The sequence below is a fragment of the Salmonella sp. SAL04202 genome, from assembly GCF_046550775.1.
GTDB classification, from domain to species: domain Bacteria; phylum Pseudomonadota; class Gammaproteobacteria; order Enterobacterales; family Enterobacteriaceae; genus Salmonella; species Salmonella enterica.
The window spans coordinates 1,577,441-1,594,823 of sequence record NZ_JBGDXK010000001.1 but is presented as its reverse complement, the minus strand read 5'-3'; the positions used below and the strand labels follow the sequence as shown (position 1 = coordinate 1,594,823).

Here is a 17,383-nt window from a genome sequence, read left to right as displayed (position 1 = left end):
AATAAAAGAAACAGCGGCTGGTCCGCTGTTTCTGCATTCATAGAGACATAATAAAAATAAATAGTGACGCGCTTCGCAACCTTTCAGTTGCGTAATTAATAAACTGGTACGCTGAGTTAATATAATGTTAACGACTTGTTTATTAACTGGGGTTGTGATGACGACGAACACTCATTTTAGAGGTGATGCATTGAAGAAGGTTTGGCTTAACCGTTATCCTGCTGATGTTCCGGCGGAGATCAACCCTGACCGTTATCAATCCCTGGTTGAACTGTTTGAACATGCGGCGACGCGCTATGCCGATCAGCCTGCGTTCGTCAATATGGGGGAGGTAATGACCTTCCGTAAATTAGAAGAACGTAGTCGGGCATTTGCGGCTTATTTACAACAAGGGCTGGGACTCAAAAAAGGCGACCGTGTGGCGCTGATGATGCCAAACCTGTTGCAGTATCCTGTCGCGCTATTTGGTATTTTACGCGCCGGCATGATTGTGGTGAACGTTAACCCGCTGTACACGCCGCGCGAACTTGAGCATCAGCTTAACGATAGCGGCGCGGCGGCAATCATTATTGTTTCTAACTTTGCCCATACGCTGGAAAAAGTAGTCGAGAAAACGTCGGTACAGCACGTTATTCTGACGCGGATGGGCGACCAGCTTTCTACCGCCAAAGGTACGGTTGTTAACTTTGTCGTGAAATACATCAAGCGTCTGGTGCCAAAATACCACTTGCCAGATGCGATCTCGTTTCGCAGCGCGCTACAGCATGGCTACCGTATGCAGTATGTCAAACCCGAGGTTGTCGCTGAAGATCTGGCTTTCCTGCAATATACCGGCGGTACGACGGGCGTGGCGAAAGGCGCGATGTTGACCCACCGCAATATGCTGGCGAATCTGGAGCAGGTGAAAGCGACCTATGGGCCGCTGCTGCACCCGGGGAAAGAGCTGGTAGTGACCGCGCTGCCGCTGTATCACATTTTTGCCTTAACCATGAACTGTCTGCTTTTTATCGAGCTGGGTGGGCAAAACCTGCTGATTACCAATCCGCGTGATATCCCCGGCCTGGTCAAGGAGCTGGCGAAATATCCATTTACGGCGATGACCGGCGTTAATACGCTATTCAACGCCCTGCTCAATAATAAAGAGTTTCAACAGCTGGATTTTTCTTCGCTGCATCTGTCAGCCGGCGGCGGGATGCCGGTGCAAAACGTCGTTGCGGAACGTTGGGTAAAGCTGACCGGGCAATACCTGCTGGAAGGCTACGGGCTGACCGAGTGCGCCCCGCTGGTGAGCGTCAACCCGCATGATATTGATTATCACAGCGGCAGTATCGGCCTGCCAGTACCGTCAACAGAAGCCAAACTGGTGGATGACGATGACAACGAAGTCGCGCCGGGTGAGGCCGGAGAGCTTTGCGTGAAAGGTCCGCAGGTTATGCTGGGATACTGGCAGCGTCCTGACGCGACGGATGAAATCATTAAAGATGGCTGGCTGCATACGGGCGATATTGCGGTTATGGATGAAGACGGCTTTCTGCGGATTGTCGATCGTAAGAAAGATATGATTCTGGTTTCTGGTTTCAACGTTTATCCAAACGAAATTGAAGATGTGGTGATGCAGCATTCTGGCGTGCAGGAAGTCGCGGCGGTTGGCGTGCCTTCCGGTAGTAGCGGCGAAGCGGTGAAGCTTTTTGTGGTTAAGAAAGATCCGGCATTGACTGACGATGCGTTGATCACCTTCTGCCGTCGCCATCTGACCGGATATAAGGTGCCCAAACAGGTAGAGTTTCGCGAGGAATTACCAAAATCTAACGTTGGGAAAATTTTACGACGAGAACTGCGTGACGAAGCCCGTGGCAAAGTAGACAATAAAGCCTGAGCGTTAAGTCAGCTAACGAGAGACGCCGGTTAAGCCGGCGTTTTTTTTGGCGCGAACCAAAGAGAACACGATTTGAATTACCAAATGATTGAAACGGACGATGCGCTGGCGAGCCTGTGTGAGGCTGTCCGCGCATGTCCGGCTATTGCTTTAGATACGGAATTTGTCCGTACCCGCACCTATTACCCGCAGTTAGGATTGATACAGTTATTTGACGGGGCAAATGTCGCCCTGATCGATCCGCTCGGCATCAGCGACTGGTCGCCGTTAAAAGCGGTGCTGCGAGATACGGGAATCACCAAATTTCTGCACGCGGGTAGCGAAGATCTGGAAGTATTTCTGAATGCGTTTGGCGAACTGCCGGAACCCCTGATTGATACGCAAATCCTGGCGGCGTTTTGCGGGCGTCCGCTGTCGTGGGGGTTCGCGTCGATGGTAGAAGAGTATACGGGCGTGGCGCTGGATAAAAGCGAGTCTCGTACCGACTGGTTAGCCCGGCCTTTAAGTGAACGTCAGTGTGAATACGCGGCGGCGGATGTTTGGTATCTGTTACCGATCGCCAAAAAGCTGATGATTGAAACTGAAGCCGCAGGATGGCTGCCTGCCGCGCTTGATGAATGTCGATTGATGCAGCAGCGTCGTCAGGAGATTCAGGCGCCGGAAGAGGCATGGCGGGATATCACTAATGCCTGGCAACTGCGTACCCGCCAGTTAGCCTGTCTGCAACTTTTAGCTGACTGGCGGCTACGTAAGGCGCGTGAGCGCGATATGGCGGTGAACTTTGTTGTGCGTGAAGAAAACCTGTGGGCGGTCGCGCGTTATATGCCGGGCAGTCTCGGTGAGCTGGATAGCCTGGGGCTTTCCGGCAGCGAGATTCGTTTTCACGGCAAGACGTTGATATCGCTGGTGGCGAAAGCACAGGCGTTACCGGAAGAGGCATTGCCGGAACCCCTGTTGAATCTGATGGACATGCCGGGCTATCGCAAAGCGTTTAAGGCCATCAAAGCGCTGGTGGCGGAGGTGAGCGCGTCGCATCACGTCAGCGGCGAGCTACTGGCATCGCGTCGGCAGATTAATCAGTTGCTTAACTGGCACTGGAAATTAAAACCGCAAAATGGGCAACCGGAATTGATTTCCGGCTGGCGCGCCGAACTGATGGCGGAGAAGTTAACTCTTCTGTTGCAGGAGTATCCGCGTTAACGGCGGTAATTGCCGGGAAAACGGCCAGTGAAATAAATGTCCGTATTCGGAATAATGTAAAAAAATAAAAAAGGCAGATTCTTCTGCCTTTTTTAATCCAGGAATTTTCCCATAAAAGAGCTTATTTTGACTCTTCGGCTTCCGGTAGCGTTACGTTAAGTTCAAGGATGGAGATATCACCATCTTTTTGCTCAAGCTGGACGGTAACCATTTCCGGATCGATTTGTACGTATTTACAAATGACCTCAAGAATATCTTTACGTAACTGCGGTAAATAATGCGGTTCGGCATCGCTACGGCGACGTTCCGCGACAATGATTTGCAACCGCTCTTTTGCAATATTAGCGGTACTCTTTTTCCGCGAGAGAAAAAAATCCAGTAATGCCATAATTTATCCTCCGAACAGGCGTTTGAGGAAACCTTTCTTCTCTTCTTCAATGAAGCGGAAAGGACGTTCTTCTCCCAACAGACGATCTACGGTATCTGCATAGGCTTTACCCGCATCCGCAGTGGCGTCAAGAATCACCGGTTCGCCCTGGTTAGATGCGCGCAGTACGGATTGATCTTCCGGGATCACCCCGACGAGTTTAATACGCAGAATCTCCAGTACATCTTCCATGCTGAGCATGTCGCCTTTATTGACGCGGCCTGGATTGTAGCGCGTCAACAGGAGATGTTCTTTAATCGGTTCTTCGCCATTTTCTGCGCGACGAGATTTCGATGCCAGAATACCCAGAATACGGTCCGAGTCACGGACAGAAGAGACTTCCGGGTTGGTCGTAATGATCGCTTCATCGGCAAAATAGAGCGCCATCAGCGCCCCGGTTTCGATACCCGCCGGCGAGTCGCAAACGATGAACTCAAAGTCCATCGCTTTCAGTGAGTCCAGTACCTTAGCGACGCCTTCGCGCGTTAGCGCGTCTTTATCCCGGGTCTGCGACGCCGGAAGAATGAAGAGATTTTCAGTACGCTTATCTTTGATCAGCGCCTGATTCAGTGTCGCATCGCCCTGAATGACGTTTACAAAATCGTAAACGACACGACGTTCGCACCCCATAATCAGATCGAGGTTACGCAGTCCGATATCAAAATCAATGACGACAGTTTTCTTTCCCTTCTGGGCCAAACCTGTAGCGATGGCCGCGCTGGAGGTGGTCTTGCCAACGCCCCCTTTACCCGAAGTAACAACAATAATGCGTGCCATAAAAATTCCTTGTTAAAAAGGGATCAATTCAACGGTTGAACTGTCAAAGCGTTGTCTGCTAAACGCAGGCGCGCCGCTTTGCCATAAAATTCTGCCGGGATTTTATCACTCAGCCAGTAAACACCTGCGATAGAGACCAGTTCTGCCGTCAGATGGGTACAAAAAATTTGCGCTTCCCGATCGCCGCTCGCTCCTGCCAGCGCGCGACCTCTCATCATGCCATAGACATGGATATTGCCGTCAGCGATAAGCTCTGCGCCAGCGCTGACGTGACTTGTAACAATCAGATCACATTGTGGAGCATAAATGCGCTGACCGGAACGAACCGGAACATCAATTAATCGCGTTTTTGTGATGGGATTAGCGTTTTGCGGCGGCTCGCTGGGCGTTGCCGGCTCAACGGGCGCAGGCCGAACCGCTTTCTCTTTACCTTCAGTCAGTAAAGGAAGACCCATCCGATCGATTTCTACTTTCAGGCTGGCGTCTTTACAGCCGCTCACGCCGATAATGCGTAAGCCGGTTGAGGTCACGATCTTATGCAGTTCCGGCCAGTTTACCGGGCTTTCAAGACCGCTAACGTTAATAACGACAGGGGCGTGTTTTAAAAACGCAGGAGCCTGCGCTATTTTGTCTTCTAACGCCTGACGAATAACCTCTGGTTCCGCTTCATGCAAATGAACCACTGATAAGGTGAAGCTACTGCCTTTAAGCTCGATTGGCGTGTTTGACATCCTGGCCTTACTCAATTTGCTATTTATCATCTCCGATACGGAGTGATATTCCGAAGTCCAGAAGGCATGTTATAGTCAGTATTATATTGAGGCAAGTCACCATCCCGTTAATTCAGAGTAAAAGTATGTTTTGTGTGATCTATAGAAGTAGCAAGCGCGATCAAACCTATTTGTATGTCGAAAAAAAAGACGATTTTTCGCGGGTGCCTGAAGCGTTGATGAAAGGATTCGGTCAGCCGCAGTTAGCGATGATGCTGCCGCTTGATGGACGTAAAAAATTAGTCAATGCCGAGCTCGAAAAAGTAAAACAGGCGTTAAGCGAGCAGGGCTATTATTTACAATTGCCGCCGCCGCCGGAAGATTTGCTGAAACAACATCTTTCTTCGGTAGGACAAAATACGTCGCCCGCTGACCGTTAAACGGTATTCGGCGCCGCGCCTGAATTCCATCATGATCTTAGGGGAAAATATGTATCAACATCGTAACTGGCAAGGCGCCTTGCTTGATTACCCGGTAAGTAAAGTGGTCTGCGTGGGCAGTAATTACGCAAATCACATCAAGGAGATGGGCAGCGCGACGCCGGAAGAACCCGTGCTTTTTATCAAGCCGGAAACCGCATTGTGTGATATTCGCCAGCCGCTGGCGATTCCGGCGGATATGGGGGCTGTTCATCATGAAGTTGAGCTTGCCGTGCTGATTGGCGCAACGCTCCGCCAGGCGACCGAAGATCATGTACGTAAAGCGATAGCCGGTTATGGCGTGGCGCTTGATTTAACCCTGCGCGATATTCAAGGGAAAATGAAAAAGGCCGGACAGCCCTGGGAAAAAGCCAAAGGTTTTGATAACGCATGTCCGATTTCAGGCTTCATCCCTGTCGCGGCCTTCTGCGGCGATCCGCAAAATACAGTTATCGGACTTAACGTTAATGGCGAGGTTCGCCAGCAAGGGTCGACCGCGGATATGATTCATCCTATTGTGCCCCTTATCGCCTATATGAGCCGCTATTTTACGCTCAAAGCCGGGGACGTGGTGCTAACCGGCACGCCGGCAGGCGTGGGGCCATTATTAAGCGGCGATGAGCTGGACATTCGTTTTAATGGCGAAACGTTGTCTACCCGCGTTCTGTAAAATCTGCTTGCCGCCTTCAGCGGCGGTAAAACTTGCATCTGCAGGCCAGACTGGTTATAAGGTGCAGCTTTAGTGCAATGGCGGATACTTTAATGAGCGATACACCTTTCTGGCAACGTAAAACCCTGGATGAAATGACCGATGCCGAGTGGGAGTCGCTGTGCGATGGCTGCGGTCAATGCTGCCTGCATAAGCTGATGGATGAAGATACAGATGAAATCTACTTCACCAACGTGGCGTGCAGGCAATTAAATATCAAAACGTGCCAGTGCCGTCATTATGAACGCCGTTTTGAATTTGAACCCGACTGTATCAAACTCACTCGCGAAAACTTGCCAGACTTTGAATGGTTGCCGATGACCTGCGCCTACCGTTTGTTGGCGGAAGGTAAGCCCTTGCCGACGTGGCATCCGCTGCTGACTGGATCGAAAGCCGCTATGCATGGCGAGCGAATTTCTGTCCGTCATATCGCGGTTAAAGAATCCGAAGTACGGGACTGGCAGGATCATATTTTAAATAAACCGTCGTGGGCAGAATAAGTCTTCGGCAAAACGGCTGATTGTTTACAATTCTTTAATTTACGCCGGGCGGCCCCTGAAACCAGGAATTGCGTGCAAATTCCGTCACCTGGCGTTATCACTGCCTTCTATTCTTCCCTGACGCGCCTTGTCGCTGCGCTCGCGCACGTATGGCGGCGACTCTATACTTTCAAAGCAGTATATCGCTGCCTATCCTGAGGAGTTACCCCATGAATAACCAACCATTGCGCGTTTCAAAGGATCAGCCCAGGAAGCCTGATAAGACACCCGAAGACGAAGGAAAAAATCCAAAGAAAAACCAAAAGTAGTGCTGTAGGGTATCTTTAATAACTATGGTTCGTTGGAGGCTTTATGTCTGAACGTCCTGATTTAGTCGATCCATTACCAGAGGATGAGCCGCTTCCTGGTGAAAATATTCCGGATACACCAGAGGGAGACGATCCTCTCGACCCGGATACCCAGAATGAGGTTGAAGATCCTCGTAGATAGCGACTTGTGCTATTAACCAACCGCCTGATGCAGCTCCTGTGCCAGGCGGTTTTTTTACATCTTCTAAAGCGAAACATCCTGATAACTCTCAGAAAGATAGCCTATAATTTTTTGTACGTTAAAATAGTAGCGCGTCCATGACGACACTGTCTTATTGCGCTTAGCCGTTTGCGAGTTCAAAGGAGGAAATCAATGAACAGCGAAGAGTTGACACATAAAGCAGAAGAGGAAATCGCAGCACTCATTAGCAAAAAGGTCGCCGAACTACGGAAGAAAACCGGGCAAGAGGTTTCCGAAATAGAGTTCGCGCCGCGAGAAACGATGAAAGGGCTTGAGGGATACCACGTTAAAATTAAACTACTCTAGCGTTTAATTAGCGCCATTAATCACTTGGCTACTGGGCGGGACCCGCCCAGTGGTGACTGGTTTACCGATGTCAGGCTTTTTTCTGTTGATACATTTCCTCGCCCTGATGGTCTTCCTCTACCCAAAAATGAATGTTGAACCGCGCATCATCGCTCAGCTCTACCCGATGCCAGTATTGCGGCGGACTGGTGGCGAATTGCCCGGCATTAATCACCACTTTCACTTCTGGTTCTGTCGCGGTTTCATTCGCAAAGCCATAGTAGGTCACGGTGCCTTCCATCACGCAGAGTTGTCCGAAAACGCCTGCCGCTGTGTTGTGATGAGAGAGCAGTGCCGCCGGAACATTCTCTTTGGTGAAAAAGGGGGTAGAGCGTTTAACTTTCCAGTTTGCCGGGATGCGTAAGTGGGACATAAGACATCTCCCTGATGTGGTGATTTAAAGATGTATTTAATATACACCTTTCAATCACTGGCAAACAACGCTTCGGGCAAAAAAAAACGCTCCCGAAGGAGCGTGTGTATCAACGACCGAACAGGTCGCGTTTTTTAGGCTTAAATGCCTGGGCTATGACGACGGCTATCGCCACCACAAGGTAAGCGGCAAAGATCCCCAACAGCCATTGCGGCATCTCCAGCGTTAAAAACGACCACTGGCGCTCGGCGCAATCACCGGATGCCACAAACACCTGCGGCAGCCATTTACCCAACGGCAACCAGTCTGGAAAGCGCGCCATAAAGTCACAGGTCATGAACGGCGAGGGATGCAACTGAATCATCGTATGTTCATACGCCAGTTGTAGACCCCGCCAGGCGCTGTAAATCCAGATAACCATTGCCACGTATCGCAGCGGCGTTTTCGGCGCTATAGCGCCGACCAGACCCGCGCCCATCACGCCAAACAGGGCGCAACGTTCGTAAATACATAGCACGCAAGGTTTAAGTAACATGACGTGCTGGAACCACAGCGCCACCATTTCCAGCGCCAGGGCGGTAAACGCCATCAGTAACCATGCGCCCCGACCCCGTGAGCACTGGTTTAAAAATCGCAACATAATAATTTCCCTGCAACATGCGTAGAGACCGCAGTGTAAACCAATTCAATTCGTGCGCCACTAGCGGGAAATGAAATAATGTGTAATTGGATAATTATCAGGCAAAAATCGGAGCCGGGCGGTGTATTGCCCGGCCAAACGTTACGAAAGCGTTGCTAACCATCCTGCCTGAGTCATCCATTCGGTGACCGGCGCAAGAGTGAATTCGACGCACAGTAGCCCTATCAGGGTCAGTACGATAGTGTACGGTAACGCCATCCAGACCATACGGCCATAGGAGAGACGGATTAACGGCGCCAGCGCGGAGGTCAGCAGGAATAAGAATGCCGCCTGACCATTTGGCGTCGCTACCGATGGCAGGTTAGTACCGGTATTGATGGCCACGGCTAATAGCTCAAACTGTTTTAAGCTGATAGCGCCGTTTTCCATTGCCGCCTTCGCTTCGTTGATATAAATGGTGCCGACAAAGACGTTATCCGAGATGGAAGACAACAGGCCGTTAAAGAGATAGAACAGCGTTAGCTGCGCGTGTTCAGAGGCTTGCAAGACAAACTGAATAATCGGCGCGAAAAGATGTTGATCGATAATAACCGCCACAATGGAGAAGAAAACGGTTAACAGCGCAGTAAACGGCAGCGACTCGGTAAACGCTTTGCCGATGGCGTGTTCATCGGTTACACCCGTTAACGCGGTGGCCAGAATAATAACCGACAGACCAATCAGCCCCACCTCCGCGAGATGGAGGGCGAGGGCGGTAACCAGCCAGACGCCAATAATTGCCTGGACTATTAGTTTAATTTTATCCTGGCGGGTGCGCTTCTTACGGCTTTGATCGTCGAATTGCTGCAAGACGTCGCGGACTTTTTCGGGCAACGTTTCGCCATAGCCAAACCAGCGCATTTTCTCGACCAGCATACAGGTTAACAGTCCACATATCAGTACCGGGACGGTGACAGGCGACATCCGTAAAAAGAAGTCGCCGAAATGCCAGCCAGCCGCTTTAGCGATGATCAGGTTTTGCGGCTCCCCGACCATGGTCATGACGCCGCCCAGCGCCGTCCCCACACCCGCATGCATCATCAGGCTGCGCAAGAATCCGCGGAATTGCTCCAGCACCGTTTTGTAATGCGGATCGATATGGCTATCGTCCAGCATATCGTTCTCTTCGCCGCGCGATGAGGCCACACGATGGTAAATCCCGTAAAAACCGACGGCGACGCTGATCACCACCGCAACGACGGTAAGCGCGTCAAGAAAAGCCGACAAGAACGCGGCGGCGACGCAAAAGGCCAGCGACAGAACCATCTTCGAGCGGATACTGAGTAACAGACGGGTAAAAATAAACAGCAATAACTGCTTCATAAAGTAGATGCCTGCCACCATAAACATCAGCAGCAGCAAGACTTCCAGGTTGGCGGCAACCTCTTCACGTACATGAGCGGCGCTGGTCATGCCGATGATGACGGCTTCGATGGCCAGTAACCCGCCGGGCAGCAGGGGGTAACACTTTAACGCCATCGCCAGAGTGAAGATAAACTCTGCCACCAGCAGCCAACCGGCAATAAAGGGATTAGCTAAGAAAATGAATGGGTTAACAATTAAAAAGACAAGTAGTGCCAGTTTGTACCAGTCGGGCGACTGGCCTAAAAAGTTGCGCCACATGGCGCGACCCCATGAGATCTCCATGAAATTTTTCCTTACCTAGAAAAATGAAATAGCGTTTTTATGTTTAAACACAGAGAGTAGCGAGCGCGACGAATGCAAGCAAGTCCTTAACGATATTGGCAGGCGATATCAGAAATGGTGCCTTGATCCCCTTTTTCTTCATTGCGTCCGCTATCAGGTGTTACGCCCGTCTGGTATGATGAGTACAACTATGTTTTGCTGTGTAATGGAAATCTCACTATGGTCATTAAGGCGCAGAGCCCGGCGGGTTTCGCGGAAGAGTATATTATTGAAAGTATCTGGAATAACCGCTTTCCTCCTGGCACGATCTTACCGGCAGAACGAGAACTCTCCGAACTGATCGGCGTAACGCGCACGACATTACGCGAGGTGTTACAGCGGCTGGCGCGAGATGGCTGGCTGACCATTCAGCATGGCAAACCGACAAAGGTTAATAATTTTTGGGAAACGTCAGGGCTGAATATCCTTGAAACGCTGGCCCGCCTTGATCATGAAAGCGTTCCGCAACTGATCGACAATTTGTTGTCGGTGCGTACCAATATTTCTACTATCTTTATTCGTACCGCATTGCGTCAACACCCGGATAAGGCGCAGGAAGTGCTGGCCACTGCCCACGAAGTGGCCGACCATGCCGATGCATTCGCCGATCTGGACTATAACATCTTTCGTGGTCTGGCATTTGCCTCCGGCAATCCTATTTACGGCTTGATCCTGAACGGCATGAAAGGGTTATACACCCGCATTGGTCGCCACTATTTCGCCAATCCGGAAGCGCGCAGTCTGGCACTGGGTTTCTATCATAAATTATCGTCGTTATGCGAGCAGGGCGCGCACGACCAGGTATATGAAACGGTGCGACGTTACGGGCATGACAGCGGCGAGATTTGGCATCGGATGCAGAAAAATCTGCCCGGCGATTTAGCGATTCAGGGACGATAATCCCGCGATGCCCGGTAAGCGCAAACACTACCGGGCAGCATCTCGATTACAGCATGTTCATGCGCGGCGGACAACGCTCCAGCAGTTCTACGCTGCCATCCTCATTTTGTTGCTCCAGCATCACATCAAAGCCCCATAACCGATGCACATGTTTCAGCACCTCTTTGCGGCCTTTATCCAGCGGCGCGCGGTTATGCGGGATATAACGCAACGTCAGCGATCTGTCGCCGCGTAAATCCACATTCCAGACCTGAATATTCGGCTCCAGGTTGCTCAGGTTATACTGTGACGACAGTTTTGATCGAATCTCCCGATAACCTTCTTCGTTATGAATGGCGGAGATCTCCAGATAATTATGCCTGTCATCATCAAGTACCGTGAAGAAACGGAAATCACGCATCACTTTTGGCGACAGGAACTGGCTGATAAAGCTTTCATCTTTAAAATCGCGCATGGCGAAGTGCAGCGTTTCCAGCCAGTCGGAACCGGCAATATCCGGAAACCAGTATTTATCTTCATCCGTGGGCGACTGACAAATACGTTTGATATCCTGGAACATGGCAAAGCCGAGCGCATAGGGGTTAATTCCGCTATACCAGGGGCTATTATAGGGCGGCTGAAATACGACATTGGTATGGCTGTGTAAAAACTCCAGCATAAAGCGTTCCGTCACTTTGCCTTCATCATACAGATGGTTCAGGATGGTGTAGTGCCAGAAGGTCGCCCAGCCCTCGTTCATGACCTGCGTCTGTTTCTGCGGATAAAAATACTGGCTGACTTTACGCACGATGCGCAGAATTTCGCGCTGCCACGGCTCGAGCAACGGGGCGTTTTTCTCCATAAAATAGAGCAGGTTTTCCTGCGGTTCAGCGGGAAAGCGGCGTGCTTCGGCGACAGTTTTTTCTTCCTCGCGTTTTGGCAGCGTGCGCCACAGCATATTCACCTGGCTTTGTAGATACTCTTCCCGGCTTTTTTGTCGCGCTTTCTCTTCCTGCAACGAGATTTTCTGCGGGCGCTTATAGCGATCGACGCCGTAATTCATCAGCGCGTGGCAGGAGTCGAGCAGTTTTTCTACTTCATCCACTCCGTAGCGTTCTTCACAGCGGGTAATGTAATTTCGGGCGAAAATCAGGTAGTCGACGATAGAGCTGGCATCCGTCCAGCTCCGGAAGAGATAATTATTTTTAAAAAAGGAGTTGTGGCCGTAACAGGCGTGCGCCATGACCAGCGCTTGCATGGTGATGGTGTTTTCTTCCATCAGGTAGGCAATGCAGGGATTAGAGTTGATCACAATTTCATAAGCCAGTCCTTGTTGACCATGCTTATACAGACGTTCCGTCTCAATGAACTTTTTGCCAAACGACCAGTGCGGATAGTTGATCGGCATCCCGACGCTGGAGTAGGCGTCCATCATCTGTTCGGAAGTGATGACTTCAATTTGGTGCGGGTAAGTATCCAGTTGGTAGAGTTTCGCCACGCGGTCTATCTCTGCCAGATAGACATCCAGCAGATCAAATGTCCAGTCGGGTCCATCGCTCAAACGTGTGGTGTCCTTGTTCATGGAATCAATCGTTGCCATTCGCGCACCCTCATTGTTGGCGACGCTCTCTGTATGGAGCGCCTCCTTTCAAGCATAGAACACCATGTTAAAAAACGACTTGATCGTGAAAACTTTTCTTTGCGATTTCCTCCACTCTGAACGGCAAAAAAACGGGTATTGGCATCATTTTATGCTGTATAGCCATGCCGCGTAGCAGGAGATCCCAAACCAGTGGGATCGCTTGTCTTTAGGGTATATGTGAAGCACGTCACCATAAAAAAGTCATATGTTGAATAATATTTTCATCTGGGTTATCAAGATGTAATCAGAAGATTGTTCTTTTACTATTAACGGAGTGGCTATGCGAGTTGTCATCCTGGGGAGTGGCGTAGTTGGCGTGACCAGCGCCTGGTACTTGAGTCAGGCGGGGCATGATGTCACCGTCATCGATCGCGAATCCGGCCCGGCGCAAGAAACCAGCGCGGCGAATGCCGGACAAATTTCACCGGGATATGCGGCGCCCTGGGCGGCCCCTGGCGTACCGCTGAAGGCGATAAAATGGATGTTCCAGCGCCATGCGCCGCTGGCGGTGCGTCTGGATGGCACCCCGTTTCAACTGAAGTGGATGTGGCAAATGCTGCGTAACTGCGATACCCGGCATTATATGGAAAATAAAGGCCGCATGGTGCGTCTGGCGGAATATAGTCGCGACTGTCTGAAAACGCTACGCGCCGCGACCGGTATCGAATATGAAGGTCGCCAGGGGGGAACGCTGCAACTCTTTCGCACCGCGCAACAGTATGAGAACGCCACCCGTGATATCGCCGTGCTGGAAGATGCCGGGGTGCCGTATCAGCTCCTGGAAGCCAGCCGACTGGCGGAAGTTGAACCCGCTCTGGCTGAGGTTGCGCATAAATTAACCGGCGGGCTGCGCTTACCGAATGATGAAACCGGGGACTGCCAGCTCTTTACCCAGCGTCTGGCGCGCATGGCGGAGCAGGCGGGCGTAACCTTTCGCTTTAATACTCCCGTGGAAAAATTACTGTACGAAAATGATCAGATTTACGGCGTGAAATGCGCCGATGAGATCATTAAAGCCGATGCGTATGTCATGGCGTTTGGATCGTATTCGACGGCGATGCTTAAAGGCATTGTTGATATCCCGGTGTATCCGCTGAAAGGCTATTCATTAACCATCCCAATCGTCGAGCCAGACGGCGCGCCGGTATCGACGATTCTTGATGAAACCTACAAAATCGCTATTACGCGTTTTGATAAGCGTATTCGCGTGGGGGGAATGGCGGAAATCGTGGGCTTTAATACCGACTTACTGCAACCACGCCGCGAGACGCTGGAGATGGTTGTGCGCGATCTTTTTCCGCGCGGCGGTCATATTGAGCAGGCCACATTCTGGACCGGCCTGCGCCCCATGACGCCGGACGGCACGCCGGTAGTAGGACGTACCCGTTATAAAAATCTGTGGCTTAATACTGGACACGGCACCTTAGGCTGGACGATGGCCTGCGGTTCAGGCCAGTTGTTAAGCGATATCTTGTCGGGTCGTACGCCAGCGATACCCTACGACGATCTGAGCGTGGCGCGATACCGTTCCGATTTTACGCCCACCCGCCCGCAACGTTTGCATAGCGCGCATAACTGATAAAGGAAGTGAAATGACCCGCCCTATACAGGCCAGCCTTGATTTACAGGTAATGAAACAAAATTTGGCTATTGTGCGCCGGGCGGCCCCAGAGGCGCGCGTCTGGTCGGTAGTGAAAGCCAACGCCTACGGCCACGGTATTGAACGCGTCTGGAGCGCGCTGGGCGCCACAGATGGTTTCGCTATGCTCAACCTTGAAGAGGCGATTACCCTGCGTGAGCGCGGGTGGAAAGGGCCGATATTGATGCTGGAGGGGTTTTTCCATGCGCAAGACCTGGAGGCGTATGACACTTATCGGCTGACCACCTGCATCCACAGTAACTGGCAGTTGAAAGCGCTGCAAAATGCGCGGCTTAACGCGCCGCTGGATATCTATGTCAAAGTCAACAGCGGCATGAACCGACTCGGTTTTCAGCCTGAGCGGGCGCAGACCGTCTGGCAGCAATTGCGGGCAATGCGCAATGTCGGTGAAATGACCCTGATGTCACATTTTGCTCAGGCCGATCATCCGGAAGGTATCGGGGAGGCGATGAGGCGTATTGCGCTGGCGACAGAAGGCCTGCAGTGTGCATACTCGTTATCAAATTCGGCAGCGACGCTGTGGCATCCCCAGGCGCATTATGACTGGGTCAGGCCGGGCATTATTTTGTACGGCGCGTCGCCGTCAGGACAGTGGCGGGATATTGCCGATACCGGACTAAAACCCGTGATGACGCTGAGTAGCGAAATTATTGGCGTGCAGACGCTGAGCGCAGGTGAAAGAGTAGGCTATGGCGGAGGGTATTCTGTGACTCAGGAACAACGCATTGGCATCGTCGCGGCGGGTTATGCCGATGGCTATCCACGCCATGCGCCGACCGGGACGCCTGTGCTGGTGGACGGTATCCGTACCAGAACAGTAGGCACCGTTTCAATGGATATGCTGGCGGTGGATTTGACGCCGTGTCCGCAGGCGGGAATCGGCACGCCGGTTGAATTATGGGGCAAAGAAATTAAGGTCGATGATGTCGCCTCTGCGGCAGGCACGCTGGGCTATGAGCTACTGTGCGCCGTAGCGCCGCGCGTGCCGTTTGTGACAACGTAACCTAACTCAGGCTAAGGCGTCGACCGGTCCACCGGGGGCGGGTCGACGTTGTCCGGCGACCTTATTCTGCTTCGTCTTCGGCGACGCGTACCCCAATCTTGCGTACCACGTTATCTTCTTTTTCAGCTACCGTCCAAATCATGCCGCCAAACTCCACCTGATCGCCAACGACCGGCGCAGCGCCCAGCAGTTGCTGTATGATTTCACCCAGGGTTTGTTGTTTATCCCGGTATTCCGTTCCTTCTTCCAGCCCGTAGATAAGCGCCACGTCGGCGAATTTCGCATTCGCTTCGAGGATAAAATCGCCAAAGAAACGCTGATCTAACGAAACCGGCGGCGACTGGCTAAACAATTTGCCCAGCGCTGGCAGATCGCGCTCCCGGCCAATCACGCAGAGTACGTCGCCTTCCTGCAGGCGAGTGCTACCCGTGGGGTGAAACAGTTCATTATTGCGAAATAGCGCGGCAATGCGGGTTTCGTTCGGCATATGCAGGTCGCGCAACGCCGCGCCGACGCACCATTTGTCGGCGCTCAACTGATAGATGAATTGCTCCCACGGATTATCAGGATGGATGTCAAGCCCCACGCGCGATACTGGCCAGCCAACCGGAGGCACGACCACTTTGGCTCTCTTCGCCGCCCATGACAGCGATGTTCCCTGCAGGAGCAGCGACACCAGTACCACAAAGAAAGCGACATTAAAGAACAGGCGAGCGTTTTCAAGCCCGGCCATCATCGGGAAAACGGCGAGAATAATCGGCACCGCGCCGCGCAGTCCGACCCAACTGATGAAAATGCGCTCCCGAAGATTGAAGCCGCGAAATGGCAGCAGGCCGGTAAACACCGACAGAGGGCGGGCGAAGAAAATCATCCAGATAGAGAGAATAAGCGCAGGGACGGCAATCGGCCACAGATCGGAAGGCGTCACCAGCAGCCCCAGGACCAGGAACATCGCGATCTGCGCCAGCCAGGCCAGTCCGTCAAAGTTTTGCAGGATGCCGTAACGGTTGCGAATCGGACGGTTTCCTAACAGGAATCCGCACAGATAGACCGCGAGAATGCCGCTGCCTTCAAGCGCGGTTGTCAAAGCAAAAATCAGAATACCGCCGCTGAGCGCCAGCATCGGATACAGGCCGCTGGGCAGAGAAATACGGTTGATCATCTGCTGTAGCAGGTAACCGCCGCCGAGACCAAAAACAATACCGAGACCGAACTGCTGGATAATATGGACGGCAAACATCCAGTCCAGGCCGGTTTCATGTTTCTGGATCATCTCAATTAATGTAATGGTCAGAAAAACGGCCATCGGGTCGTTACTTCCCGATTCGATCTCCAGCGTGGAGCCTACACGTTCGTTTAGCCCTTTGCCGCCAAGCAGAGAAAAGACCGCTGCGGCGTCAGTGGAACCGACTATCGCGCCGATAAGCAGACCTTCGATAAGATCCAGATGAAACAGCCAGGCGGCCATCATACCTGTTAACCCCGACGTGATCAGCACGCCGAGCGTCGCCAGCGACAGCGCGGGGCCCAGCGCTACCCGGAAAGAGCTGGCCTGGGTGCGCATGCCGCCATCGAGTAAAATAATCGCCAGCGCCAGGTTACTGACCATATAAGCGAAAGGATAATTATCGAAAGGAATACCGCCAATGCCATCCACACCCGCTAACATCCCAATGGCGAGGAAAATGACCAGAATCGGGATACCCAGTCGCGATGAGAATGAACTTAACAGGATACTGCTGGTTACAAGGATGGAACCTAAAATAAATAGACTAATAATTGTTGCAGCATCCAACGTTTTATATCTCCTGACTCACACGACTTCGTATTATTTAACATTAACATAATAACGGCCAGGGCAGCGTTTTACTTAGCCTGTCGGGGACTTT

General features: G+C 51.9%; 18 protein-coding genes. 10 read left to right on the top strand and 8 right to left on the bottom strand.

The annotated features are described in order from the left end of the window. Nucleotides 1-190: 190 nt before the first annotated feature. Both fadD and rnd read left to right on the top strand, forming a co-directional pair. The gene (fadD, locus tag ACLJQJ_RS07935; RefSeq protein ID WP_000758418.1) at nt 191-1,876 is read left to right on the top strand and encodes a long-chain-fatty-acid--CoA ligase FadD; all 1,686 of its coding nucleotides are present in this window, start codon (nt 191-193) and stop codon (nt 1,874-1,876) included. A gap of 72 nt (nt 1,877-1,948) precedes the next feature. Beyond that, the gene (gene rnd, locus ACLJQJ_RS07930) at nt 1,949-3,076 is read left to right on the top strand and encodes a ribonuclease D (RefSeq protein WP_001109128.1); all 1,128 of its coding nucleotides are present in this window, start codon (nt 1,949-1,951) and stop codon (nt 3,074-3,076) included. Nucleotides 3,077-3,197: 121 nt separating this feature from the next. On the opposite strand, the gene minE is transcribed toward rnd, so the two are convergent. Genes minE through minC form a run of 3 tightly spaced genes read right to left on the bottom strand, consistent with a single transcriptional unit; the run spans nt 3,198 to nt 5,011 of the window. Beyond that, the gene (gene minE / locus ACLJQJ_RS07925; protein ID WP_001185666.1) at nt 3,198-3,464 is read right to left on the bottom strand and encodes a cell division topological specificity factor MinE; all 267 of its coding nucleotides are present in this window, start codon (nt 3,462-3,464) and stop codon (nt 3,198-3,200) included. Nucleotides 3,465-3,467: 3 nt separating this feature from the next. Beyond that, entirely contained in the window at nt 3,468-4,280 is an 813-nt protein-coding gene (gene minD, locus ACLJQJ_RS07920) for a septum site-determining protein MinD (protein ID WP_000101047.1), read from the bottom strand. Nucleotides 4,281-4,303: 23 nt separating this feature from the next. Further along, nucleotides 4,304-5,011, bottom strand: coding sequence for a septum site-determining protein MinC (gene minC, locus ACLJQJ_RS07915; protein ID WP_000072527.1), 708 nt, complete (start codon nt 5,009-5,011; stop codon nt 4,304-4,306). A gap of 125 nt (nt 5,012-5,136) precedes the next feature. Here minC and ACLJQJ_RS07910 point away from each other — a divergent pair, with 125 nt between their 5' ends. From ACLJQJ_RS07910 to ACLJQJ_RS07890, 5 genes are all read left to right on the top strand, one after another. Beyond that, the gene (locus tag ACLJQJ_RS07910) at nt 5,137-5,430 is read left to right on the top strand and encodes a YcgL domain-containing protein (RefSeq protein ID WP_001525604.1); all 294 of its coding nucleotides are present in this window, start codon (nt 5,137-5,139) and stop codon (nt 5,428-5,430) included. Nucleotides 5,431-5,479: 49 nt separating this feature from the next. After that, entirely contained in the window at nt 5,480-6,139 is a 660-nt protein-coding gene (locus ACLJQJ_RS07905) for a fumarylacetoacetate hydrolase family protein (RefSeq protein ID WP_001519895.1), read from the top strand. Nucleotides 6,140-6,231: 92 nt separating this feature from the next. Beyond that, nucleotides 6,232-6,678 carry a YcgN family cysteine cluster protein gene (locus ACLJQJ_RS07900; RefSeq protein ID WP_001285703.1) on the top strand — a complete coding sequence of 149 codons (447 nt, stop codon included), beginning with the start codon at nt 6,232-6,234 and terminating at the stop codon, nt 6,676-6,678. A gap of 351 nt (nt 6,679-7,029) precedes the next feature. Further along, nucleotides 7,030-7,167, top strand: coding sequence for a hypothetical protein (locus ACLJQJ_RS07895; protein ID WP_001519337.1), 138 nt, complete (start codon nt 7,030-7,032; stop codon nt 7,165-7,167). Between the two features lie 192 nt (nt 7,168-7,359). After that, the gene (locus ACLJQJ_RS07890; RefSeq protein ID WP_001083582.1) at nt 7,360-7,533 is read left to right on the top strand and encodes a GnsA/GnsB family addiction module toxin; all 174 of its coding nucleotides are present in this window, start codon (nt 7,360-7,362) and stop codon (nt 7,531-7,533) included. A 70-nt stretch (nt 7,534-7,603) separates the two neighbouring features. On the opposite strand, the gene ACLJQJ_RS07885 is transcribed toward ACLJQJ_RS07890, so the two are convergent. From ACLJQJ_RS07885 to nhaB, 3 genes are all read right to left on the bottom strand, one after another. Continuing rightward, entirely contained in the window at nt 7,604-7,945 is a 342-nt protein-coding gene (locus ACLJQJ_RS07885) for a DUF1971 domain-containing protein (protein WP_000018967.1), read from the bottom strand. A gap of 109 nt (nt 7,946-8,054) precedes the next feature. Next, the gene (dsbB, locus tag ACLJQJ_RS07880) at nt 8,055-8,585 is read right to left on the bottom strand and encodes a disulfide bond formation protein DsbB (RefSeq protein ID WP_000943475.1); all 531 of its coding nucleotides are present in this window, start codon (nt 8,583-8,585) and stop codon (nt 8,055-8,057) included. Between the two features lie 141 nt (nt 8,586-8,726). After that, nucleotides 8,727-10,271: a Na(+)/H(+) antiporter NhaB gene (gene nhaB / locus ACLJQJ_RS07875; protein ID WP_063809176.1), complete on the bottom strand. Its 1,545-nt coding sequence runs from the start codon at nt 10,269-10,271 to the stop codon at nt 8,727-8,729. A 219-nt stretch (nt 10,272-10,490) separates the two neighbouring features. On the opposite strand from nhaB, the gene fadR reads away from it, so the two are divergent. Then, nucleotides 10,491-11,210: a fatty acid metabolism transcriptional regulator FadR gene (gene fadR, locus ACLJQJ_RS07870; RefSeq protein WP_000234826.1), complete on the top strand. Its 720-nt coding sequence runs from the start codon at nt 10,491-10,493 to the stop codon at nt 11,208-11,210. Between the two features lie 46 nt (nt 11,211-11,256). Here the strand turns inward: fadR and ACLJQJ_RS07865 are convergent, their stop codons facing one another. Further along, nucleotides 11,257-12,789, bottom strand: coding sequence for a SpoVR family protein (locus ACLJQJ_RS07865; RefSeq protein WP_000190831.1), 1,533 nt, complete (start codon nt 12,787-12,789; stop codon nt 11,257-11,259). A 322-nt stretch (nt 12,790-13,111) separates the two neighbouring features. Here ACLJQJ_RS07865 and ACLJQJ_RS07860 point away from each other — a divergent pair, with 322 nt between their 5' ends. Continuing rightward, a complete protein-coding gene (locus ACLJQJ_RS07860) occupies nt 13,112-14,410 on the top strand; it encodes a D-amino acid dehydrogenase (protein WP_001266935.1) in 1,299 nt (432 codons plus the stop codon). Nucleotides 14,411-14,423: 13 nt separating this feature from the next. Beyond that, nucleotides 14,424-15,494, top strand: coding sequence for a catabolic alanine racemase DadX (dadX, locus tag ACLJQJ_RS07855; protein WP_000197903.1), 1,071 nt, complete (start codon nt 14,424-14,426; stop codon nt 15,492-15,494). A gap of 61 nt (nt 15,495-15,555) precedes the next feature. On the opposite strand, the gene ACLJQJ_RS07850 is transcribed toward dadX, so the two are convergent. Next, nucleotides 15,556-17,289: a potassium/proton antiporter gene (locus ACLJQJ_RS07850; RefSeq protein ID WP_000338376.1), complete on the bottom strand. Its 1,734-nt coding sequence runs from the start codon at nt 17,287-17,289 to the stop codon at nt 15,556-15,558. Nucleotides 17,290-17,383: the final 94 nt, after the last annotated feature.